Genomic DNA, 20,763 nt, shown 5'->3' on the forward strand with positions numbered 1-20,763 from the left:
CCTACCCGTCGCATTCTGCATCCCGAGGATCCGCCCCCATGTCGTCAGCGATCGATCAGGCTGCGCTCTCGCAGCTTTTCCTCTCCGCGCGTACGCACAACGCCTGGCAGGACAGGCCGGTGCCGGATGAGCTGCTGGCCCAGGTCGTGGATCTCATGAAGCTCGGGCCGACGAGCGCCAACTGTGAGCCGGCCCGCATCGTGTTCGTGAAGTCGCCCGAGGCCAAGGCGCGGCTCAGGCCGTTTCTCTCCGCAGGTAACCTCGACAAGACGATGGCGGCGCCGGTGTGCGCGATCATCGGCTACGACCTCGAATTCTATGAGAAGCTGCCGCGGCTTTTTCCGCATACGGATGCCAAGAGCTGGTTCACTGGCAAGCCGGAGCACGTCGTCGAGACGGCGTTCCGCAACGGCTCGCTGCAGGGCGCGTACCTGATCCTGGCAGCGAGGGCGCTGGGGCTCGATTGCGGCCCGATGTCCGGGTTCGATCAGGCCGGCGTCACCGCGGAGTTCTTCGCCGGCACGCCGGTGAAGGCGAACTTCCTCTGCAATCTCGGCTATGGCGATGCATCGGTGCTCAAGCCGCGCCTGCCGCGTCTTGCTTTCGACGAGGTGGCGAAAGTCCTCTGATCCTGACGCGAGTCATTGCGCGATTCGCCTCGTGCTTTATGCTCGCCGCCATGAATACGCTCGCCTTCGATACCTGCTTCGCTGCCTGCTCGGTGGCCGCCACATGGCGCATGCCTGACGGCGTCGCGGGCGCCTATCGCTTCGAGCGGCTCGAACGGGGGCATGCGGAGCGTCTCACGCCGATGATCGGGGAGGCAATGAGCGAGGCGCCGTTCGGATTTTCAGATATCGGTATGATCATCGTGACGACGGGGCCTGGGACGTTCACCGGGCAGCGCGTCGGCATCGCGGCGGCGCGCGCGCTCTCGCTGGCGACCGGGGCGCCGGTCGGCACGCTGTCGAGCCTCGCCGTCATGGCATACACGGCCGTTGCCGAGATCCCCGATGAAGTCGAGGGCAAAGTGCTGGCGGTTGCGGTCGATGCACGGCGTGGGGAAATCTATTTTCAGCGCTTCGCCGGGCCTGCGTGGAGCGCGCTCGGTGAGCCCGAGCTCGTAACGCCCGCGGCCGCGGCCGACAGGCTCGGTGCATCCGATGCGGTCGTGGTCGGCTCGGGAGCGGAGGTTGTCGCGGAGGCTTCCCGCAAGGTCGGGGGCTCCGTCAGCGCACGCATCGTCGCGCTCGAGCCCGACGTGCGGTTCATTCCTGACGGCGCTGTAAGGCCGGGATCGGTCTTGCCCCGGCCTCTCTACCTCCGCCCTCCGGATGCGAAGCCGCAGGATGGCGCCTCGCTGGGGAGGGTGTCATGACGGATGCAGCGCCGTTCGATGCCAGGTATGTCTCGTTGCTCTGGGCGGGACCGGAGCATGCAGCGGAGATCGCGCGGCTGCATGGGGAGCTGTTCTCCCCGGCGTGGTCCGAGGAGAGCGTCAAGGCGCTACTCGATCATCCTGCCTCAACCGCCTTCATGGCCATGGTCGGCGGGGCGCCCAAGACGTGCGTCGGATTCGTGTTGGCGCAGCTTGCAGCGGACGAGGCGGAGATTCTGACCATCGGGGTGGCCAAGGACTGGCAGCGCAAGGGCATCGGCCGTCGGCTCGTCGAGGGGGTGGCGCGCGCGGCGCAGCGCGCCGAGGCCAAGAAGCTCTATCTCGAGGTCGCCGCCGACAACGATGCCGCGATGGAGCTCTATCGCCGTGCGGGTTTTCTCGGCACGGGGCTGCGGCGCGGCTACTACGCAAGACCAGGCGGCGCGGCCGTCGATGCCGTGACCTTCGCACTAAAGCTTTAGACGGCCTTGCAGAATCCCAGCTTTTGAGCCAGTAGACAAACGGCAATCATGCCGTTATCTGCACGGCAGCTCACTGATCGGGATATGCGCCATGGCGGTCTCGAAAGACGAGAACCTTTCCCGGCTCGAGGTTTTGTGCGCGGAGCACGGGCTCCGCATGACCGGCCAGCGCCGCGTCATCGCCCGCGTGCTGTCGGAGGCGCGTGATCATCCGGATGGCGAGGAACTGCACAGGCGCGCGCATCTGGTCGATTCCCACATCTCGCTCTCGACCGTCTACCGGACCGTCAACCTGCTCGAGAAGAAAGGGATTCTGGAGCGGCATGCGTTCGGCAGCGGGCGCGGGCGCTACGAGGAGGCGGCGCGTGGCCACCACGACCATCTGATCGATATCGCCACCGGCCGCGTGATCGAGTTCCACAGCGTGGAGATCGAGAAGCTGCAGGAGAAGATCGCGCGCGAGCTTGGTTTCACGCTGGTGGGGCACCGGCTCGAGCTCTATGGCGAGCCGATCGAGAAGAAGAAGCCGGCGCGGAAGGGTTAGATGCTTTCTTTGCCCTTTGGGACCCGATGTGAAGCTCGTGCGCAGCCCTCTTGGATGCGGTGGCGGCCATTCTTAGACATCTCACAGGCGGAAACTTGCGTAGATCCCGGCCTTCGCCGGGATGACGTCTGTTGTGTGGAGACCGTTCGCCTCCTCTCAACGTCATCCCGGCGAAGGCCGAGATCTACGCCAGCACCCACATCGCCATGTGGGCAGGATCCTCGTGCAAGGGTAGTAGCATCATCGGTTTAGCAACGGCTTTCAGGTGAGGGGCGTGCGTGGGAACGTTGCGGGCTGCATCGATCCTGACCGGGTTTTTCGCGCTCACGGTGCCGCTGATGCCTGTGCAGGCCGCGTTGCTCAGGGTGTCGCCGCAAGGCGCGCGGCGCTTTCCGCACTGGTATCACCGGCAGGTGTGCCGGCTGATGGGCGTGCGGTTCTCGATCGAAGGCGGGATCCTGCCGGATAGGCCGGTGCTGGTGGTCTCGAACCATACGTCGTGGCTCGATATCCCGGTGCTGTCGGCGGTGGCGCCGCTCTCGTTCATCGCTAAGAAGGACGTGGCGCGGTGGCCGTTCGTCTCGTGGCTCGCCAAGTTGCAGCGCAGCGTGTTCGTCGACCGCGAGCGGCGCAGTGCGGTCGGCGAGGCCACGAACGAGATCATGGCGCGGCTCGCTGCCGGCGATGCGGTGGTGTTGTTCGCTGAGGGTACGTCGAGCGATGGCAACCGCGTGCTGCCGTTTAAGACGTCGCTGTTTGCCGCTGCCAAGCCGACGGCTCGTGCGGCCGAGGCGGCAGGCCCGTCCGATGTCGTCGTGCAGACGCTGTCGGTCGTCTACACGCGCCTGCACGGCGTGCCGATCAACCGCTGGGCGCGCCCGGTCGTCGGATGGTTCGGGGACATGGAGATGCAGAGCCACGCCTGGGAGCTCCTCAAGGCCGGGCCGCTGGACGTGCGGATCCGCATCGGCGCGCCTATTCCGCTCGACAGCTTCGCCGACCGCAAGGATCTCGCACGGCGCAGCGAAACGGAGATCCGCGAGAACGTGGTGCGCATGCTTCGGAGCTATCCCGACGACGCCGAGATCGCCGTGACCACGCCGGTGGCGGAGGCGCGCAGCGCAGTGCGCCCGTCGCGGAGCGGATCCGTGTTCCGCTAGCGCCGATATTCTGGGGTGTTCGGCAACGTTAATGGCGTTTGTTCAGGTTGCCCTGGTCTGAGCCCCATGCGTCAATCTTTTGTGTGCGCTGGACAAAAGGGCACCGCAATGCTGCAATGCGGCAATGTGGGGGTGCGGCCGCGGCCGAATTGTGATACCGCGGGGCGCACCGGGGGAACTGCTGAAGACCGGGACGCAAAACCTCTTGGACGATCTCGATTCATCGCTGCTTGCCGATACGGCACCCCAGGTAGGGCCGGCCGAGCGCGATTCCGTGCCCGCGCCGAAAAGGGTGTTCATCAAGACGTTTGGCTGCCAGATGAACGTCTACGATTCCGAGCGCATGAGCGAGGCGCTGGCGGCGGAGGGGTATGTCGAGACCAGCGAGCCTGCCGAGGCCGACCTCGCGATCCTCAATACGTGCCATATTCGCGAGAAGGCGGCCGAGAAGGTCTACTCCGATCTCGGGCGGCTGCGCGACGTCAAGCGCGAGCGGGCCGAGAGCGGGAAGGAAACGCTGATCACCGTCGCCGGCTGCGTGGCGCAGGCGGAGGGCGAGGAGATCGTGCGGCGCGCGCCCGTGGTCGATCTCGTGCTGGGCCCACAGAGCTACCATCGCCTGCCGGAGTTGCTCGCGCGCCTCAGGGGCGGCGAGACGGCGCTGGTCGAGACCGTCTTTCCCGACGAGGATAAGTTTCAGGCGCTGCCGGCGCGGCGCGCGCCGAAAGCGGTGTCGGCGTTCCTCACCGTCCAGGAAGGCTGCGACAAGTTCTGCACGTTCTGCGTCGTGCCCTATACGCGCGGCATGGAATACTCGCGGCCCGTTGCGGCGCTGGTGGCGGAAGCGCGCCGTCTCGTGGACCGCGGGGTCGCAGAGATCACGCTCTTGGGCCAGAACGTCAACGGCTATCACGGCGAGGGGCCGGACGGCGAGGCAACGACGCTTGCCGGGCTCATTCATCATCTCGCGGCCATCGATGGGCTCCAGCGCATCCGCTACACGACCAGCCATCCGCGCGACATGAGCGACGACCTCATCCAGGCGCACGCGCAGGAAGAGAAGCTGATGCCGTATCTGCACCTGCCGTTCCAGGCCGGCGCAGACCGTGTGCTCGCCGCCATGAACCGCAAACATACGGCGGCGGAGTATCTGGATCTGATCGGGCGCATCCGTGCGGCGCGGCCCGACATTGCGCTCTCGACCGACATCATCGTCGGCTTTCCCGGCGAGACGGAGGCGGATTTCGAGGCGACCGTGGCACTGGTCCAGGAGGCGAACTTCGCGCACGCCTTTTCGTTCAAGTACAGCGCGCGGCCCGGAACGCCGGCCTCCACCATGGACGGGCAGGTGCCGGAGCCCGTGAAGCGGGCGCGCCTCGCGCGGCTGCAGGCGGTGATCGATGCGGGCTATCAGCGCTTCAACGGCACGTTCGTCGGCCGGACGCTGCCGGTGCTGTTCGAGAAAGCCGGGCGGCACGAGGGCCAGCTCGTTGGGCGGTCCCCTTATCTGCAACTCGTGCATGCAGAGGCCGACCCTGCGCTCGTCGGCGAGATCGTCGATGTGGAGATCCGGTCGGCCGGGGCCAACAGCCTCTCGGGCGTCATATGCGGATAGGCATGAACCTGTTAACGGTTCGAGTGCGGGCCGCAGGCGTTGATTCGACGGCGCTCAGGCCTATGCTAGGTTCATCAGAGAGGAGCTGCGAGTCGGCTCCGGCTGTCTCAGGAGACGAGACGATTGACAGCAATTCGCGGTCAGACGGCGGCAGGTCGCAAGCGCGTGCCTAAATCCCCGGTTCCAAGCAAGCGCCTGGTGGTCCCGTTCGAGGACAACCGGCATCTGACGCGCCTCCTCGGCGAGTTCGACTCTCATCTCGCGCTCGTGGAGGACCGTCTCGGCATCGAGGCGCATGCGCATGGCAACGTCGTCATCCTCTCGGGACCGGAGATGGCCTGCGAGATCGCGCGCGAGGTGCTGGAGCAGCTCTACGCGCGCGTGGCAAAGGGAGAGCACGTGGGACCCGGAGACTTCGACGGCCTGATCCGCCATGCCCGGCAGCAGGACGCGCCCTCAGCGGACGGACAGGCGCAGATCGCGACGCGCCGGCGCGTGGTCAAGGCGCGCACGCCGACGCAGAGCACCTATATCCGCGCGCTCGAAAAGACGGATCTCGTGTTCGGCATCGGCCCTGCGGGCACGGGCAAGACGTATCTCGCGGTGGCGTTCGCGGCGCAGTGCCTGGAGCGCGGCCTCGTCGAGCGCATCATCCTGTCGCGGCCGGCGGTGGAGGCGGGAGAGCGGCTTGGCTTCCTGCCGGGCGACATGCGCGAGAAGGTCGATCCGTATCTGCGCCCGCTCTATGACGCGCTTTATGATGTGCTGCCGCCGGAGAAGGTGGAGCGGGATCTCGAAAGCGGCGTCATCGAGATCGCGCCGCTCGCCTTCATGCGCGGGCGCACGCTCGCCAACGCGTTCGTCATCCTGGACGAGGCGCAGAACACGACGAGCATGCAGATGAAGATGTTTCTGACGCGGCTCGGCGAGAACTCGAAGATGGTGATCACGGGCGACCCCTCGCAGATCGATCTTCCGCCCGGCATGGCGTCGGGCCTGGAGGAGGCGGTGCGGCTGCTCTCCGATGTTCAGGGCATCACGGCGGTGCGGTTCTCGAGCGTCGACGTCGTGCGGCGCGATCTCGTGGCCAAGATCGTCGAAGCCTATGACAAGGTGGGGACGAGGAAGCCCTGACATGCCCGAAGAATCGGACAGTCGAAGTCTGAGCGAGGGGTGTCGCGGGGCACCTCTCTGGCTCAGCCTCGACATTCTGCATGAAGCGGGGGATTGGTCGCGGCTCGGCGACCGGGATGCGCTGATCGCGGCCGCGGGGCGGGCGCTGGCGGCGGATCCGCGCTTTGCCGCGCAAGCGCCATCGGAAGCGTGCGTGGCGCTCAGCGACGACGAGACCGTGCGCAGTCTCAATTCGCGCTTCCGCGGCAAGGACAAGCCCACCAACGTGCTGTCGTTTCCCGCGCTCGAAGGCTTCGGCGCGACGAGCCCGCAGTCGCTCGGCGACATCGTACTGGCGCAAGAGACGATCGAGCGGGAAGCCCTCGAGCAGGGCGTGCCGGCTGCCCATCACCTCCAGCACCTGGTCGTGCACGGCCTTCTGCATCTCCTCGGCTTCGATCACGAGACCGAGGCGCAGGCGCAGGAGATGGAGGGCATCGAAATCCAGATTCTTGCCACGCTCGGCGTGGCCAACCCCTACGGCGAGGACGCGCTGTTCGTTCAAGCCCATGATAAATGATGACGAACAAATGGACGATGTGAGCTACGACACGGAGCGCCGCACCATGCGCGAGAGCGCGAGCGGCTGGCTTCAACACCTCTGGACGCGGCTCGGCCTCGCCGAGCAGCCGACGCTGCGCGACAAGCTCGAAGTGCTGCTCAAGGAGGAGGCCAAGGCGACGGGCGGCTTCTCCCCCGAAGAGCGCAAAATGCTGTCGGGGCTTCTGCGCTTCGGAGCCTCGCGCGTGGACGAGATCATGGTGCCGCGGGCCGACATCGTCTCCATCGAGGAGATGGAGCCGCTTGGCGAGCTCATCCGGCTGTTCGAGGAGGTCGGCGTTTCTCGCATCCCGATCTATCACGAGACGCTCGACGACCCGCGCGGCATGATCCACATCAAGGATCTGTTCCGCTGGATCTCGGCCGAGGTGGCGGGCCGCGCACTGCGGGAGCCGACCAAGCAGCGGCCGGGCCAGCCCGAGGCCAAGGGCGATGCAGGCGCCAAGCCGGAATCGAGCAAGCCCGATCTCAGCCGCATCGATCTTTCGCGGCCGATTGCGGTGCTGAAGCTCAGAAAGCCCGTGCTCTATGTGCCGCCGTCGATGCCGGCGATGAACCTGCTCGTGCGCATGCAGGCCACCCACATCCACATGGCGCTCATCGTCGACGAATACGGTGGTACGGACGGTCTCGTCACCATCGAGGATCTGGTCGAGCAGATCGTGGGCGACATCGAGGACGAGCACGACGAGGAGGAGGCGGATCTCATCGCCGTCGATCCCAAGCTCGGGCTGGTGGCGTCGGGACGTGCTCCGGTGAAGGAGCTCGAGACGAGGCTCGGACAGAAGCTGCTCAAGCCCGAGGAGGAGGCCGACATCGACACGCTGGGCGGGCTCGTGTTCACTATCGTCGGGCGCGTTCCGGCGCGCGGCGAGCTGATCCGCCATGCGGCGTCGGGTGTCGAGTTCGAGGTGCTGGATGCCGATCCGAGGCGGGTGAAGCGGCTCAAGATCCATCTGCCGCCGGCGCCGTCGGTGGGCGACGCCGCGACCGGCTGATCTCACGATGGGGGGACGCGATCCGATCGGTGAGTGGCGTCGCACGGTGCGTGCGCTCGGCGGGTGGCGCCGCGCGGCCGTCGCGTTTGCGGCTGGGGCGCTGTCCAACCTCGCCATGGCGCCGTTCTTCTTCGCGCCCATCCTTCTCGTCACGCTTCCCGTACTGGTCTGGCTGATCGACGGGGCCGTGCACGGCGCGGGCGAAGTGCACGGCAAAGCGCGCGCGGGTGCGCTCGCCGGATGGTGGTTCGGCTTCGGCTATTTCCTCTTCGGGCTGTTCTGGATCGGAGAAGCGTTTCTCGTGGAGGCGGACAAGTTCGGCTGGCTCCTGCCGTTCGCGGTGACGCTGATGCCGGCCGGGCTGGCGCTGTTCTGGGCTGTGGCGGCTGCCGTCGCGTCACTCTTGTGGCGCCCAGGGTTCCAGCGGCTGCTCGTGCTCGCTCTCGCGCTGGCCGCCGCGGAATGGCTCAGGGGGCATGTGCTGACGGGGTTTCCCTGGAACGTCCTTGGCTATGCGCTTACCTGGCCGCTCGTGCTCATGCAGAGTGCGGGCCTCGTCGGCATCTATGGGCTGACGCTGCTTACCGTGCCGATCCTCGCCGCGCCGCTGGTGCTGGCGGCCGATGCCGAGCCGGGGCCGGCCCGGTGGCATGCCGGCTTGCGTGGGCTTGCGATTTGCGGGGTGCCGCTCGTGCTGCTCGCGGCCTATGGCGCCGCACGGCTCGCCACCGCGCCGGTCGGGGCCGTCGACGGCGTCAAGATCAGGATCGGGCAGCCGAGCGTGCCGCAGCACGAGAAATGGCGCTCCGACAAGCAGGCCGCGATCTTTCAGGACCATCTTGCGCTTTCGGAGGTCGATGCGTCGGAACAGCGCGATGGGCTCGCCGATGTCACGCATGTGCTCTGGCCCGAGGCGGCGATGCCGTTCCTGCCGCTCGAGCATCCCGAGGCGCTGGCGGCCATCGGCGAGATGCTGCCGGACGGCGTATTCCTCGTTACGGGCGCGCTGCGGCGAGAGGGGGCCGGACCTGACGCTTCCGGAACAGAGCCCATCCGGGCTTACAACAGCCTGATGGTGTTCGACAGCGCGGGTGCGCTGGCGAGCGCCTACGACAAGACGCACCTCGTGCCGTTCGGCGAGTATCTGCCGTGGCAAAGCACGCTCGAGGCGATCGGCCTCGAGCAGCTTACGCGCTTGCGCGGCGGCTTCTCGGTCGGGGTCTCGCCGCGGCCGCTGCTCAAGGTGCCGGGGCTTCCGCCGCTCGGCGGGCTCATCTGCTACGAGGCGATCTTTCCCGGTGTGGGCGCCCAGAGCGACGGACGTCCGGGTCTGCTCGTGAACGTGACCAACGACGGCTGGTTCGGGAACACGACCGGTCCGCGGCAGCACTTTCACCAGGCGCGTGTGCGGGCCGTTGAGGAGGGGGTGCCACTGCTCAGGGCGGCCAACAACGGCATCTCCGCTGTGATCGATTCAAGTGGACAAGCCCTCGTTATGCTCGGAATAAATGTAAGAGGCTCAATAGATTCGATATTGCCGCTCGCGCGCGACGCGCCGCCATATGCAGTGTTGGGGGATATAGTTTTTCTGCTCGTCGCACTACTTCTCGCGGCTACTCTTTATTTTTTCCGCCCATTGGGCGGTGAGGGCTGAGATCCCAGCTCAAGGGTCCCGCACATCATCCGTATTACAGTGTATGCGTCTTTTGGTTGCATTAAGTCGCAGATGCTCAATTAGAAATATAGCGTAAAAATTGTTTCTTCCGGGTAAATTATTGACCCCGAGCCCCGAGTTCCATAGGCAGAGACGTGCCGACGAGGTCGTGAAGGCAGGGAGTACGGAATCTAATGTCGAAAGAAGAGGGCGACGACGACGCCGACAACGAACGCGGTTCACGTAAGCCCAACCCGATCGATGCGCATGTGGGAACGCGGGTGCGTCTGCGCAGAATGCTGCTCGGAATGAGTCAAGAAAAACTTGGCGAGCACCTGGGGCTCACTTTCCAGCAAGTGCAGAAATACGAAAAGGGCGTCAATCGCATCGGGGCGAGCCGGTTGTTCGATTTGTCGCGGGTTCTCGGCGTGCCCGTCCAATTCTTTTACGACGAGGCTCCCGCCGAGCTCGTCGATTCCTCCCTGGCGCCCGGTTTCTCGGAACGCCCGACCGAAACCTATGTCATAGAGTTTCTTTCCACGCGTGAGGGGTTGGAGCTCAACAAGGCCTTCGTGAAGATCGCGGATCCCCGCGTGCGCCGTTCTGTCGTCGAGCTGGTGCGTACGCTCGGCGGCGAGGAGCCGCTCGACTGAAGCGGTCCGCGCGCCGCCCGCGTCAAACGCCCGCGCCGCGCTTTCAATCCCGGATGCTAAGCTTTCCAGGCTCCGGCGCTTGACCGGGCACGGTAAAACCGGCAAGACACGCCGCGGTCTCCTCGACGGTGGGTCGGGCCCGGGGCCTTTTGTGTATCTCGACAGGGATCAATCCCATGCAACGGGCCGCTGCAGCATTGCGGCAGGCAAGGGTGAATTAGGGGATCAGGGTGGCACGACAGTCATATTTGTTCACGAGTGAATCGGTTTCCGAAGGACACCCGGACAAAGTCTGCGACCGCATTTCGGACGAGGTGGTCGATGCCTTCTTCCGCGAGGGCATCGAGGAAGGGCTCGACCCGTGGGCGATCCGCGCGGCCTGCGAGACGATGGCCACTACCAATCGGGTCATCATCGCCGGCGAGTATCGCGGCCCGCGCGCCGTGACGGTTGCCAAGATCGAGGACATCGCGCGCACCGCCATCCGCGATATCGGCTACGAGCAGGCGGGCTTCCACTGGGCGAACTGCAATATCGAGGTGCTGCTGCACGGGCAGTCCGCCGACATCGCGCAGGGCGTCGATGCCAAGCAGCCGGCCAACCAGGAGGAGGGCGCGGGCGATCAGGGCATCATGTTCGGCTATGCCTGCCGCGAGACTCCTGAACTGATGCCGGCGCCGATCTACTACGCGCACAAGATCCTCGAGGATCTGGCGCGGGCGCGCAAGACGAAGAGCGGGGATGCGGCGAAGCTCGGCCCCGACTCGAAGAGCCAGGTGACGGTGCGCTACGAAGGCGGCAAGCCGGTCGGCGTCACACAGATCGTGGTCTCGCACCAGCACGTGGTCGAGGATCTCACGTCCAAGGACGTGCGCGACATCGTCGAGCCCTACGTGCGCGCGGCGCTCCCCGAGGGCTGGATCGGCAAGGACACGATTTGGCACATCAACCCGACCGGCAAGTTCTACATCGGCGGGCCGGACGGGGACACCGGCCTCACGGGCCGCAAGATCATCGTCGATACCTATGGCGGCGCAGCACCCCACGGCGGCGGCGCCTTTTCGGGCAAGGATCCGACCAAGGTTGACCGCTCGGCGGCTTATGCGGCGCGGTATCTGGCCAAGAACGTCGTCGCGGCCGGGCTCGCCGACCGCTGCACGATCCAGCTCTCGTACGCCATCGGCGTTGCGCGGCCATTGTCGATCTATGTCGATACGCACGGCACCGGCAAGGTGGACGAGGCGGCGATCGAGGGTGCCGTCGGCAAGGCCATGGACCTCACGCCGCGCGGCATTCGCCAGCAGCTCGACCTCAACCGGCCGATCTATGCGCGCACCTCGGCCTACGGCCATTTCGGACGCCGGCCGGACAACGACGGCGGGTTCTCCTGGGAGCGGCTCGACCTCACCGACGCGATCCAGAAGGCGGTCTGATCGATTACACTGGTTGGAGCGCGCGGCGCCCCCTCACCCGGACGCTATCCTCCGATCGCGTCGACCTCTCCCCACCGGGGAGAGGTAAACGAGACGCGCTCCCACTTCGCCTCTCTCCCCGGTGGGGAGAGGTCGACGCGAGGGTACAAGCCCGAGCGGCGGGTGAGGGTGCCGCACGGGTCAACCTTGCAACGATACCGGACGGGCCCGACGTGGATCCGGCAGACGGCAAATCCGAAGCATGGCACTCCCTCGAGATCCGCTCGTTCGGGCGGCGCCGGGGACGCAAGCTCAGTGCGCGCCAGGAGCGGCTGCTCGCCGAGCTGCTGCCGCGCGTCGGCGTCGACCTTTCGCAGCCGTCGCCCTCCAATCTCGCCAGCCTGTTTCCGCCGGGCACGTCTGCCGTGTGGCTCGAGATCGGATTCGGCGGCGCGGAGCATCTCATGTGGCAGGCGCGCGAGAACCTCGGCGTGGGCCTGATCGGATGCGAGCCGTTCGAGGAAGGCGTGGTCAAGGCGCTGGCCGCGATCGAGGACGGCGGGCTTGGCAATGTGCGGCTGCATTGCGACGACGTGCGCCCGCTCATCCGGTGGCTGCCGGAGCGGTCCGTCTCGCGCGTGTTCATGCTCTTCCCCGATCCTTGGCCCAAGAAACGCCACCAGAAACGGCGTTTGTTCTCGGTCGACCTTCTCAACCTCCTGGCGCGGGTGATGGTGCCGGGGGCGGAGCTCAGGCTCGCGACGGACATCGGTGACTATGCGCGCACTGCGCTCAGGGCGGTGGCGCAGACGCCTGCGTTCCGCTGGACGGCGGAGGGGCCGGCCGATTGGCGGGTGCGCCCGCCCGACTGGCCCGAGACGCGCTACGAGGCAAAGGCCGGCCGGGAGGGGCGGCGCTGCTATTTCTTTCGGTTTATCCGAGGCTAGGCCCGGTCGCTGTGCGTTTCGCAAGCTTTGCCGGCGGGCTCGGCAGCCGCGCGGTGAAAAACCGAGCAAATACGCTTGCCAGGACTGTCACAGTCACGTATTGTTCGTTTGCTCATGATCATCTCAACTCTGAGAGTGGGCCCCTCAAGGGCTCGCTCTTTTTGTTTTGGCAGCCGGAACGGCCGCCGGAAACAAATCGGCATGCAAAGCGCGAACGAGGTTGCCCCGGGCGACCGCTTCATCCAGGAGACCGGTCTTGCATCGGATGTCGCCCAGCTCGTCGAGCCGGTGCTCGACGGTCTTGGATTTCGGCTCGTGCGTATCGAAATATCGGGGCGGGACGGCAAGACGGTGCAGATCATGGCCGAGCGGCCGGACGGCTCGATGACCATCGACGACTGCGAGCAGGTGTCGAAGGCCGTTTCGCCGGTGCTCGACGTGGCGGACGTCGTGGCCGACAGCTATCGGCTCGAGGTATCGTCGCCGGGGATCGACCGGCCGCTGGTCAGGCCCTCCGATTTCGTGGATTGGGCCGGCTCGGAGGCGAAGATCGAGCTCAAGGCGCCCATCGACGGGCGGCGCCGCTTTCGCGGGCGCCTCGAAGGCTTTGAAGACGGCGAGGTGCTGATCGAGGCCGATCTCGGCGAGGACGGCCACAAGATCATCGGGCTCGCCGTGGCGCTGATCGCCAGCGCGCGGCTCGTGCTGACGGACGAGCTCATTCGAGAAGCCTTGAGCCGGGCCAAGGCCAAGGGCAAAGGACAGCTCGGGGACGGCGCGGAAGCCGATCCCGAGGATTTGAAGACCGACGACGTGGAGGGTCTCTGACGATGGCAGGCGTAGCAGGCATCAGCGCCAACAGGCTCGAGCTTCTGCAGATTGCAGATGCCGTCGCGCGCGAGAAAACGATCGACCGCAAGATCGTCATCCAGGCCAGGGAGGACGCGATCCAGACGGCCGCGAAGTCGCGCTACGGAGCCGAGAACGATATCCGCTGCGAGATCGATCCCAAGACGGGCGAGACGCGGCTCTCGCGCGTGCTGGCTGTGGTCGATGAGGTCGAGAACGAGGCCACGCAGATCACGGTCGAGGATGCCAAGCGCCGCAACGCCGACGCCAAGGTCGGCGACCTCATCGCGGAGGCGCTGCCGCCCTTGGACTTCGGCCGCGTCGCCGCGCAGAATGCCAAGCAGGTGATCGTACAGAAGGTGCGCGAGGCGGAGCGCGACCGGCAGTTCGGCGAATACAAGGATCGCGTCGGCGAGATCGTGAACGGCACGGTGAAGCGCGCCGAGTACGGCAATGTCATCGTCGACCTGGGGCGTGCCGAGGGCATCATCCGGCGCGACGAGATGATCCCGCGCGAGAATGTGCGCTACGGCGATCGCATCCGCGCCTACATCTACGACGTGCGCCGCGAGCAGCGCGGCCCGCAAATCTTCCTCTCTCGCGCCAGGCCCGAGTTCATGAGCAAGCTATTCGCGCAGGAGGTGCCGGAGATCTACGACGGCGTCGTCGAGATCAAGTCGGTGGCGCGCGATCCGGGGTCCCGCGCTAAGATCGCGGTGATCAGCCGCGACAGCTCGATCGATCCGGTGGGTGCGTGCGTCGGCATGCGCGGCGCTCGCGTGCAGGCCGTGGTCAACGAGCTGCAGGGCGAGAAGGTCGACATCATCCAGTGGAATCCGGATGCGGCGAGCTTCATCGTCAATGCGCTGGCGCCGGCGGAGGTTTCCAAGGTCGTGCTCGATGAGGACTCGAACCGCATCGAAGTCGTTGTGCCCGAGAGCCAGCTCTCGCTCGCCATCGGCCGGCGCGGCCAGAACGTGCGCCTCGCCTCGCAGCTCACCGGCTGGGACATCGACATCCTGACCGAGCAGGAGGAGAGCGAGCGGCGCCAGAAGGAGTTCGCGGAGCGCAGCCAGGTGTTCATGGATTCGCTCGACGTGGACGAGGTGATCGCGCAGCTTCTGGTCACCGAGGGCTTTGCCTCGGTCGAGGAGGTCGCCTACGTCGATCTCTCGGAGATCGCGCATATCGAGGGCTTCGACGAGAATACGGCGAGCGAGATCCAGACGCGAGCGCGCGAATACCTCGAGAAGATCGAGGCGGAGCGCGATGCGCGCCGGCGTGAGCTCGGTGTCTCCGACGATCTCACGAAGGTCGAGGGCGTGACGACGGCGATGTTGGTCGCGTTCGGCGAGCACGGAATCAAGACGCTCGAGGATCTTGCGGACTGCGCCACCGACGATCTCGTCGGGTGGACCGAGCGGTCGAAGGACAAGGACGTGGAGCCGGTGCGCCACAAAGGCGTGCTCGAAGGCTTCGAAGTGGGCCGCAAGGAGGCCGAGGACCTGATCATGGCGGCGCGCGTGCTCGCCGGGTGGATCACGGCCGAGGACCTTGCGCCGCCGCCCGAGGAGGATGCCGAGCCCGAGGCCGCAGAGGGCTCGGATGTTTCGGCGCCGGCGTCGGAAGCTTAAGGCCGTGACGCTGCGTGAAAGAGCTTTGGAGGTTTCGAGGCATTGGCTGACCGCCGCAAGCCGTTCGATGACGCCGAGCTTGCCGCCGACACCGGCGGCAAGCGTCTCTGCGCGGCTACGCGGGAGGCGCTGGACCCTGCCTGCCTGATCCGCTTCGTCGCCGATCCGGGCGGCGTCATCGTGCCGGACCTCGCCAGGCGGCTGCCGGGGCGCGGCGTCTGGGTCAAGGCGGAAAAGTCCGTGGTCGCCCAGGCCGTCCGCGCCAACGTCTTTGCCAGGAGCCTCAAGCGGGCCGTCAAGGCCGATCCCGCGCTTCCCGAGCAGGTCGAACGGTTGATCGAGAAGCGCGTACTCGAAGCCCTGGCGCTGGCCAACAAGGCCGGGCTCGTGACGGCGGGGTTTCAGCAGGTCGACGCGCTGATCGAGACGGGCGCGGCCGTGGTGCTGGTCCAGGCCGCCGACGCAGCAGAGAGCGGCCGCGAGAAGCTCGCCAGAAAATTTGCTGCAGTTGCACGTGCCAGGGGGCGTGAGCAGGCCCTGGTAACCAGTCTATCTACAGAACAATTGAGCTTGGCCATGGGGCGGTCAAATGTGGTACATGCTGCCCTCATACATGGCGGAGCCGCCGAGCGGTTCATGCTAGAGGCCGAGCGGCTCGACCGCTATCGGTCGGGCTCCGCTGCTTCCGGTGGGACACCCAACGGGCCGGAAAGTGCTCAAGATCTAGAGGTTTAACGGATATCGCATGAGCGAAACCAAGGATACTGCCGACAAGACGTTGACCGGGGGCGGTCGCAAGCCGCTCTCGCTCCAGCGCACCGTTGAATCGGGCCACGTCCGGCAGAGCTTCAGTCATGGGCGCTCGAAGTCCGTCGTGGTGGAGAAGCGCAAGACGCGCAAGCTCACGGCTCCGGGAGCACCGGCCGAGGCGGCCCCTGCGATGGCTGCGCCGAAGGTCGAGACGAAGGCGCCCGCCAAAGCGCCGGTTCGCACCGAGACGCGCTCCGAGCCCGGCAAGGCCGATCTTCTGCGGCCGGAAGAGCGCGATGCCCGCATGCGCGCATTGGCCAACGCGCGCCGCCAGGCGATCGAGGACGCGGAACGGGCCGATCAGCAGCGCGAAGCCAGTGCCGCCGCGCCGGCGGATGCGCCTGCGGCAGCGGCCTCCGCTGGGCCTGCGGCCGAGCCTGCTCCTTCGCCGGCTGCGGCTGAAGCCACGCGGCCGGCGCCGGTTGCCGAGCGCCCTCACGCGCGTCCGGCTTCCGACGGCGCTGCCGTGCGTCCTGGTGGCGCACGCCGCCCGCCAGCCAGCCTCGATACGCGGTTTGCGCCGCGCGAAGGCGGACGTCCGAAGCAGATCGAACTGCCCCGTCCGGCGGGTGCTCCTCCGGCCGCCGACCGCGGTACCGGCGAGGTGACCAAGATCGTCAAGGAGGTACGCGCGCGCCCGGCGGCCGTGGAGACGTCGGACGACGAGGAGAGCCGCGCCATCAAGCGTGGCGGCAAGCTCGTGCGCGTGCCGGTCAAGGCGCCGGTCACCGACGAGAAGCGCGAGCGCGGCAAGCTCACCATCAACAACGCGCTCGACGAGCAGCAGCGCGAGCGGTCGCTGGCGTCCCTCAAGCGCAAGCGCGAGCGCGAGAAGCTGAAGGCGATGGGAATCCAGCAGCCGCGCGACAAGATCGTGCGCGAGGTGGTCATTCCCGAGGCCATCACCATCCAGGAGCTTTCCAACCGCATGACGGAGCGGGCCGTCGACCTCATCAAGTTCCTGATGAAGGAAGGCGCCATGCACAAGATCACCGACGTGATCGATGCGGACACGGCGGAGTTGATCGTCACCGAGTTCGGCCACACGGCGAAGCGCGTTTCCGAGGCCGACGTCGAGTCCGGGTTCATCGGCGAGAAGGACGCCGAGGCCGAGCAGCGGCCGCGCGCGCCGGTGGTCACCATCATGGGCCACGTCGATCACGGCAAGACGTCGCTGCTGGACGCCATCCGCAAAACCAACGTGGTGTCGGGCGAAGCCGGCGGCATCACGCAGCACATCGGTGCCTATCAGGTGACGACGCCGTCGGGCTCGAAGGTGACGTTCATCGACACGCCGGGCCACGCCGCGTTCACCGCCATGCGTGCCCGCGGCGCGAAGGTGACGGACATCGTGGTGCTCGTGGTGGCGGCCGACGACGGCGTGATGCCGCAGACGGTCGAGGCGATCAATCACGCCAAAGCGGCGAACGTGCCGATCATCGTCGCCATCAACAAGATCGACAAGCCGCAGGCGGACCCGAAGCGGGTGCAGACCGATTTGCTCTCGCACGAGATCGTTGTCGAGAGCATGGGCGGCGAGACGCTCGAGGTGCCGGTCTCGGCGCTGAAGGGCACCAACCTCGACAAGCTGCTCGAGACGATCCAACTGCAGGCCGAGGTTCTCGACCTCAAGGCCAATCCGGACCGGTCGGCGGAGGGCATCGTCATCGAGGCGAAGCTCGAGCGCGGGCGCGGCCCGGTGGGCACGGTGCTGGTGCAGCGCGGCACGCTGCATGTGGGCGACATCGTCGTTGCCGGCATGGCGTGGGGCCGCGTACGCGCCCTTATCGATGACCAGGGGAAGAACGTGGCGGAGGCCGGTCCCTCGGTGCCGGTCGAGGTGCTGGGCTTCGACTCGGCACCGGAAGCGGGCGACCAGATCGCTGTTGTCGAGAACGAGCAGCGGGCCCGCGAGATCACCGACTACCGCATCAGGAAGCGCCGCGAGACGCTGGGCTCGGCAGGCACGCCGCGCACGCTCGAGCAAATGATGCAGACGCTGAAGGACGCTGCGGGCAAAAAGGACTTCACGCTTCTCATCAAGGGTGACGTCCAGGGCTCCGTCGAGGCCATCCAGGGCGCATTGAAGAAGCTCGGGACGGACGAGGTCGAGGCGCGGGTCGTGCATTCGGGCGTCGGCGGCATCACGGAATCCGATGTGGCGCTGGCCGGAGCATCGAAAGCGGTTGTCGTCGGCTTCAACGTGCGTGCCAACGCGCAGGCGAAGCAGGCGGCGGACGCTCAGGGCATTGAGATCCGCTACTACAGCATCATCTACGATCTCGTGGATGACGTGAAGGCAGCCATGTCGGGCCTGCTGGCGCCGACCGTACGCGAGAACTTCCTCGGCTACGCGACGATCAAGCAGGTGTTCAACATCTCGAATGTCGGCAAGGTCGCGGGCTGCGTGGTGACGGACGGCAAGGTCGAGCGGGGCGCCAAGGTGCGGCTCCTGCGCGACAAGGTCGTCATTCACGAGGGTACGCTCTCGATGCTCAAGCGCTTCAAGGACGATGTCAAAGAAGTGCCAGCCGGACAGGAGTGCGGCATGGCGTTCGCCAACTACCAGGACATCCGCGAAGGCGACGAGATCGAGTGCTTCCAGGTGGAGACGATCCAAAGGAGTCTCTAAGCGCTCACGGGCGCTGATACCGTTCGCCAAGAGGCGAACGGGGCGCCCTCCGCGGGGGCGCGGCTTGCCGCGGGTCGCTTTGCTCCCCGGCTGCTACGCAGCCGAGTTCCGTTCCCCTTCGAGGCGTTGGCCTCGTGCCGGTCCGATCCCGGTAGGATCAAGACAAGATGTCCAGAAAGAAATCCCATCAGGCGAAGGGGCCGTCGCAGCGGCAGTTGCGCGTTGGCGAGCTGATCCGTCACAAGCTCGCTGAGATGCTGGCGCGCGGCGAGATCTACGACGACGTTCTCGCGTCGCATGTGGTGACGATCTCGGAGGTGCGCATGTCGCCGGACCTTCGAGTGGCAACGGCCTACGTGATGCCGCTCGGCGGCAAGGACACCGAGATCGTGCTCGCGGCGCTGATGCGCAACAGCAAGTTCATTCGCGGCGAGGTCTCGCATGCGGTCGACCTCCGCGTTGCACCCGAGGTTCGCTTCCGCGAGGACGAGACGTTCGAGGAGGTTTCGCGCATCGACCGGCTGCTCCACAGCGAGAAGGTGCGCCGCGACGTGGAGAAGGGGTGAGGGTCAGCGCGGGCCACCGCCTCCTGTCATCCCGGCCGAGGAGCTCTTGCACCCGAGAGCGGGGGCGACGGAGCGGTTGGCTGTAAGTCCAGAAAGATCAAGATGGCACGACGCAAGAAAGGCAATCCGGTTCATGGCTGGCTGGTGCTCGACAAGCCGTTCGAGATGACGTCCACGCGCGCGGTCGGCATCCTGAAGCGGCTCTACTTCGCGCAGAAGGTCGGTCATGCCGGCACGCTCGATCCGCTGGCCACCGGTATCCTGCCGATCGCTTTCGGTGAGGCGACGAAGACGGTGCCGTTCGCGGTCGAGGGGGAGAAGGTCTATCGCTTCACGGTGCGCTGGGGTGCGGAGACCGCGACCGACGACGCGGAAGGCGAGGTGGTGGCAACAGGCGATGGCCGGCCGACCGTTGCCGACATCGAGGCGCTCCTGCCGCAGTTCATCGGCGAGATCCTGCAGGTTCCCCCTCAGTTTTCCGCTGTCAAAGTGGATGGTGAGCGGGCCTACGCGCTGGCGCGCGACGGTGAGGACGTTGTGCTCGAAGCGCGGCCGGTGGTGATCGACGAATTGCGCCTCATCGACGTGCCGGATGCCGACACGGCCATGTTCGAGGCACGCTGCGGCAGGGGAACCTATGTGCGCGCCATTGCGCGCGACATGGGCCGTGCGCTCGGCTGTCGTGGACATGTGATCGCACTGAGACGAACCCGCGTGGGGCCGTTCAGCGAGGACGAGGCCGTGGGTCTCGGCGAGATCGAGGATGCGGCCAAGGCGGGAGAGGATCTCACGTCGTTCCTGCAGCCGGTCGAGACGGCGCTGGGCGATATTCTTGAGCTCAACGTCAGCCCGTCGGACGCGGCCGACCTCGCGCAGGGGCGCAGCATCCTGATCCGCGGGCGCGACGCGCCCATACTGGGTGGCGCCGCCTATGCCATGTCCAAGGGCCGGATCGTGGCGCTGGGCGAGATCGAGAAGGGCGCCCTGCACCCGACGCGGGTGTTCAATTTTGGGTAGATGTCGGGCCGGGCGCTTCGCCTGCGGGGCTGCTTGCTCGGGCGTGCCTCCGGCACGGATGCAACTCTTTGATCGCATTAATGTAATTTTTCGCTCGCGCCGCCCTTGTGAATGTGTATAAAGCGCCATTCCGTTCGCGCCCTCGCGGTGCGGACGGTGTTTTCGTTTGCGACCTGGCTGGACGACATCCCGGCCATGGCCGTTCCTGGCCGGCCCGCCACTCGCGCGGCTGGCCCTCCAACCTCAAAGGAGGACCCGATGTCGCTTACGACGGAAGCCAAGTCCAAGCTCATCAAGGACAATGCCACCAAGGCGAACGATACCGGCTCGCCAGAGGTGCAGGTCGCGATCCTCACCGAGCGCATCAACGGCCTCACCGAGCATTTCAAGACGCACAAGAAGGACAATCACTCGCGTCGCGGCCTGCTCAAAATGGTCAGCCAGCGCCGTCAGCTTCTGGACTACGTGAAGCGCAAGGACGAAGCGCGCTACCAGAAGATCATCGAGAAGCTCGGAATCCGCCGCTAACGGGCGCCAGTCCCAGTTGGCGACGGCAAAGTTGTCCGGCTTCGGACCCTTGCGAATGTGAGGACAGACGGGGCGCCGCCGACCATTTGGGTTCGCGGCGCCGCGGGCATTCGTGCTAAGGAAGCCGCGCATCAAAGAGACATGAAACAG

At 66.3% G+C, this 20,763-nt stretch carries 20 protein-coding genes; all 20 read left to right on the plus strand.

Translation table 11 applies throughout. The annotated features are described in order from the left end of the window. Positions 1-38 precede the first annotated feature (38 nt). The 20 genes from IT540_RS10225 to rpsO all read left to right on the plus strand — a co-directional run bounded on the left by IT540_RS10225 (position 39) and on the right by rpsO (position 20,613). The gene (locus tag IT540_RS10225; RefSeq protein WP_291176770.1) at positions 39-629 is read left to right on the plus strand and encodes a malonic semialdehyde reductase; all 591 of its coding nucleotides are present in this window, start codon (positions 39-41) and stop codon (positions 627-629) included. A gap of 50 nt (positions 630-679) precedes the next feature. After that, entirely contained in the window at positions 680-1,378 is a 699-nt protein-coding gene (gene tsaB / locus IT540_RS10230) for a tRNA (adenosine(37)-N6)-threonylcarbamoyltransferase complex dimerization subunit type 1 TsaB (protein WP_291176773.1), read from the plus strand. Further along, positions 1,375-1,860 (plus strand): ribosomal protein S18-alanine N-acetyltransferase, encoded by a 486-nt coding sequence (rimI, locus tag IT540_RS10235; RefSeq protein WP_291176776.1) that lies wholly within the window; start codon positions 1,375-1,377, stop codon positions 1,858-1,860. The genes tsaB and rimI overlap by 4 nt, the downstream gene beginning before the upstream one ends. A 91-nt stretch (positions 1,861-1,951) precedes the next feature. Then, on the plus strand, positions 1,952-2,404 hold the full coding sequence (locus IT540_RS10240; RefSeq protein WP_291176779.1) for a Fur family transcriptional regulator: 453 nt from the start codon (positions 1,952-1,954) through the stop codon (positions 2,402-2,404). A gap of 278 nt (positions 2,405-2,682) precedes the next feature. After that, positions 2,683-3,564, plus strand: a complete 882-nt coding sequence (locus IT540_RS10245; RefSeq protein ID WP_291176783.1) for a lysophospholipid acyltransferase family protein — start codon at positions 2,683-2,685, stop codon at positions 3,562-3,564. 226 nt (positions 3,565-3,790) lie between these two features. Next, positions 3,791-5,179, plus strand: coding sequence for a tRNA (N6-isopentenyl adenosine(37)-C2)-methylthiotransferase MiaB (gene miaB / locus IT540_RS10250; RefSeq protein ID WP_291176887.1), 1,389 nt, complete (start codon positions 3,791-3,793; stop codon positions 5,177-5,179). 165 nt (positions 5,180-5,344) lie between these two features. Next, complete coding sequence (locus IT540_RS10255; RefSeq protein WP_291176889.1) at positions 5,345-6,313, plus strand: PhoH family protein; 969 nt, start codon at positions 5,345-5,347, stop codon at positions 6,311-6,313. Between the two features lies 1 nt (position 6,314). Next, the gene (gene ybeY / locus IT540_RS10260) at positions 6,315-6,872 is read left to right on the plus strand and encodes an rRNA maturation RNase YbeY (RefSeq protein ID WP_291176787.1); all 558 of its coding nucleotides are present in this window, start codon (positions 6,315-6,317) and stop codon (positions 6,870-6,872) included. A gap of 10 nt (positions 6,873-6,882) precedes the next feature. Next, the gene (locus IT540_RS10265) at positions 6,883-7,911 is read left to right on the plus strand and encodes a hemolysin family protein (RefSeq protein ID WP_291176792.1); all 1,029 of its coding nucleotides are present in this window, start codon (positions 6,883-6,885) and stop codon (positions 7,909-7,911) included. Between the two features lie 7 nt (positions 7,912-7,918). Continuing rightward, positions 7,919-9,565 carry an apolipoprotein N-acyltransferase gene (gene lnt, locus IT540_RS10270; RefSeq protein WP_291176795.1) on the plus strand — a complete coding sequence of 549 codons (1,647 nt, stop codon included), beginning with the start codon at positions 7,919-7,921 and terminating at the stop codon, positions 9,563-9,565. A 194-nt stretch (positions 9,566-9,759) separates the two neighbouring features. Further along, entirely contained in the window at positions 9,760-10,218 is a 459-nt protein-coding gene (locus IT540_RS10275) for a helix-turn-helix transcriptional regulator (RefSeq protein WP_291176798.1), read from the plus strand. Positions 10,219-10,448: 230 nt separating this feature from the next. Beyond that, the gene (gene metK, locus IT540_RS10280; RefSeq protein ID WP_291176801.1) at positions 10,449-11,651 is read left to right on the plus strand and encodes a methionine adenosyltransferase; all 1,203 of its coding nucleotides are present in this window, start codon (positions 10,449-10,451) and stop codon (positions 11,649-11,651) included. Between the two features lie 212 nt (positions 11,652-11,863). Beyond that, positions 11,864-12,577 (plus strand): tRNA (guanine(46)-N(7))-methyltransferase TrmB, encoded by a 714-nt coding sequence (locus tag IT540_RS10285; RefSeq protein ID WP_291176805.1) that lies wholly within the window; start codon positions 11,864-11,866, stop codon positions 12,575-12,577. 201 nt (positions 12,578-12,778) lie between these two features. Further along, entirely contained in the window at positions 12,779-13,405 is a 627-nt protein-coding gene (gene rimP, locus IT540_RS10290) for a ribosome maturation factor RimP (protein ID WP_291176808.1), read from the plus strand. Between the two features lie 2 nt (positions 13,406-13,407). Beyond that, on the plus strand, positions 13,408-15,060 hold the full coding sequence (nusA, locus tag IT540_RS10295; protein WP_291176811.1) for a transcription termination factor NusA: 1,653 nt from the start codon (positions 13,408-13,410) through the stop codon (positions 15,058-15,060). A gap of 42 nt (positions 15,061-15,102) precedes the next feature. Next, on the plus strand, positions 15,103-15,795 hold the full coding sequence (locus IT540_RS10300; RefSeq protein WP_291176814.1) for an RNA-binding protein: 693 nt from the start codon (positions 15,103-15,105) through the stop codon (positions 15,793-15,795). A gap of 10 nt (positions 15,796-15,805) precedes the next feature. Beyond that, the gene (gene infB, locus IT540_RS10305) at positions 15,806-18,502 is read left to right on the plus strand and encodes a translation initiation factor IF-2 (RefSeq protein ID WP_291176817.1); all 2,697 of its coding nucleotides are present in this window, start codon (positions 15,806-15,808) and stop codon (positions 18,500-18,502) included. A gap of 167 nt (positions 18,503-18,669) precedes the next feature. Continuing rightward, on the plus strand, positions 18,670-19,068 hold the full coding sequence (gene rbfA / locus IT540_RS10310) for a 30S ribosome-binding factor RbfA (protein WP_291176820.1): 399 nt from the start codon (positions 18,670-18,672) through the stop codon (positions 19,066-19,068). 102 nt (positions 19,069-19,170) lie between these two features. Beyond that, complete coding sequence (gene truB / locus IT540_RS10315) at positions 19,171-20,085, plus strand: tRNA pseudouridine(55) synthase TruB (protein ID WP_291176823.1); 915 nt, start codon at positions 19,171-19,173, stop codon at positions 20,083-20,085. A 258-nt stretch (positions 20,086-20,343) separates the two neighbouring features. Beyond that, positions 20,344-20,613, plus strand: a complete 270-nt coding sequence (gene rpsO, locus IT540_RS10320; RefSeq protein ID WP_291176826.1) for a 30S ribosomal protein S15 — start codon at positions 20,344-20,346, stop codon at positions 20,611-20,613. The last annotated feature ends 150 nt before the right edge of the window (positions 20,614-20,763 follow it).

This window comes from Hyphomicrobium sp. (assembly GCF_020852195.1).
Classification (GTDB): domain Bacteria; phylum Pseudomonadota; class Alphaproteobacteria; order Rhizobiales; family Hyphomicrobiaceae; genus Hyphomicrobium_C.

Coding starts and splice junctions, on each gene's coding strand:
- IT540_RS10225 (WP_291176770.1), top strand. CDS start 39: ATGTCGTCAGCGATCGATCAGGCTGCGCTCTCGCAGCTTTTCCTCTCC.
- tsaB (WP_291176773.1), top strand. CDS start 680: ATGAATACGCTCGCCTTCGATACCTGCTTCGCTGCCTGCTCGGTGGCC.
- rimI (WP_291176776.1), top strand. CDS start 1,375: ATGACGGATGCAGCGCCGTTCGATGCCAGGTATGTCTCGTTGCTCTGG.
- IT540_RS10240 (WP_291176779.1), top strand. CDS start 1,952: ATGGCGGTCTCGAAAGACGAGAACCTTTCCCGGCTCGAGGTTTTGTGC.
- ybeY (WP_291176787.1), top strand. CDS start 6,315: ATGCCCGAAGAATCGGACAGTCGAAGTCTGAGCGAGGGGTGTCGCGGG.
- IT540_RS10265 (WP_291176792.1), top strand. CDS start 6,883: ATGGACGATGTGAGCTACGACACGGAGCGCCGCACCATGCGCGAGAGC.
- lnt (WP_291176795.1), top strand. CDS start 7,919: ATGGGGGGACGCGATCCGATCGGTGAGTGGCGTCGCACGGTGCGTGCG.
- IT540_RS10275 (WP_291176798.1), top strand. CDS start 9,760: ATGTCGAAAGAAGAGGGCGACGACGACGCCGACAACGAACGCGGTTCA.
- rimP (WP_291176808.1), top strand. CDS start 12,779: ATGCAAAGCGCGAACGAGGTTGCCCCGGGCGACCGCTTCATCCAGGAG.
- nusA (WP_291176811.1), top strand. CDS start 13,408: ATGGCAGGCGTAGCAGGCATCAGCGCCAACAGGCTCGAGCTTCTGCAG.
- infB (WP_291176817.1), top strand. CDS start 15,806: ATGAGCGAAACCAAGGATACTGCCGACAAGACGTTGACCGGGGGCGGT.
- rbfA (WP_291176820.1), top strand. CDS start 18,670: ATGTCCAGAAAGAAATCCCATCAGGCGAAGGGGCCGTCGCAGCGGCAG.
- truB (WP_291176823.1), top strand. CDS start 19,171: ATGGCACGACGCAAGAAAGGCAATCCGGTTCATGGCTGGCTGGTGCTC.
- rpsO (WP_291176826.1), top strand. CDS start 20,344: ATGTCGCTTACGACGGAAGCCAAGTCCAAGCTCATCAAGGACAATGCC.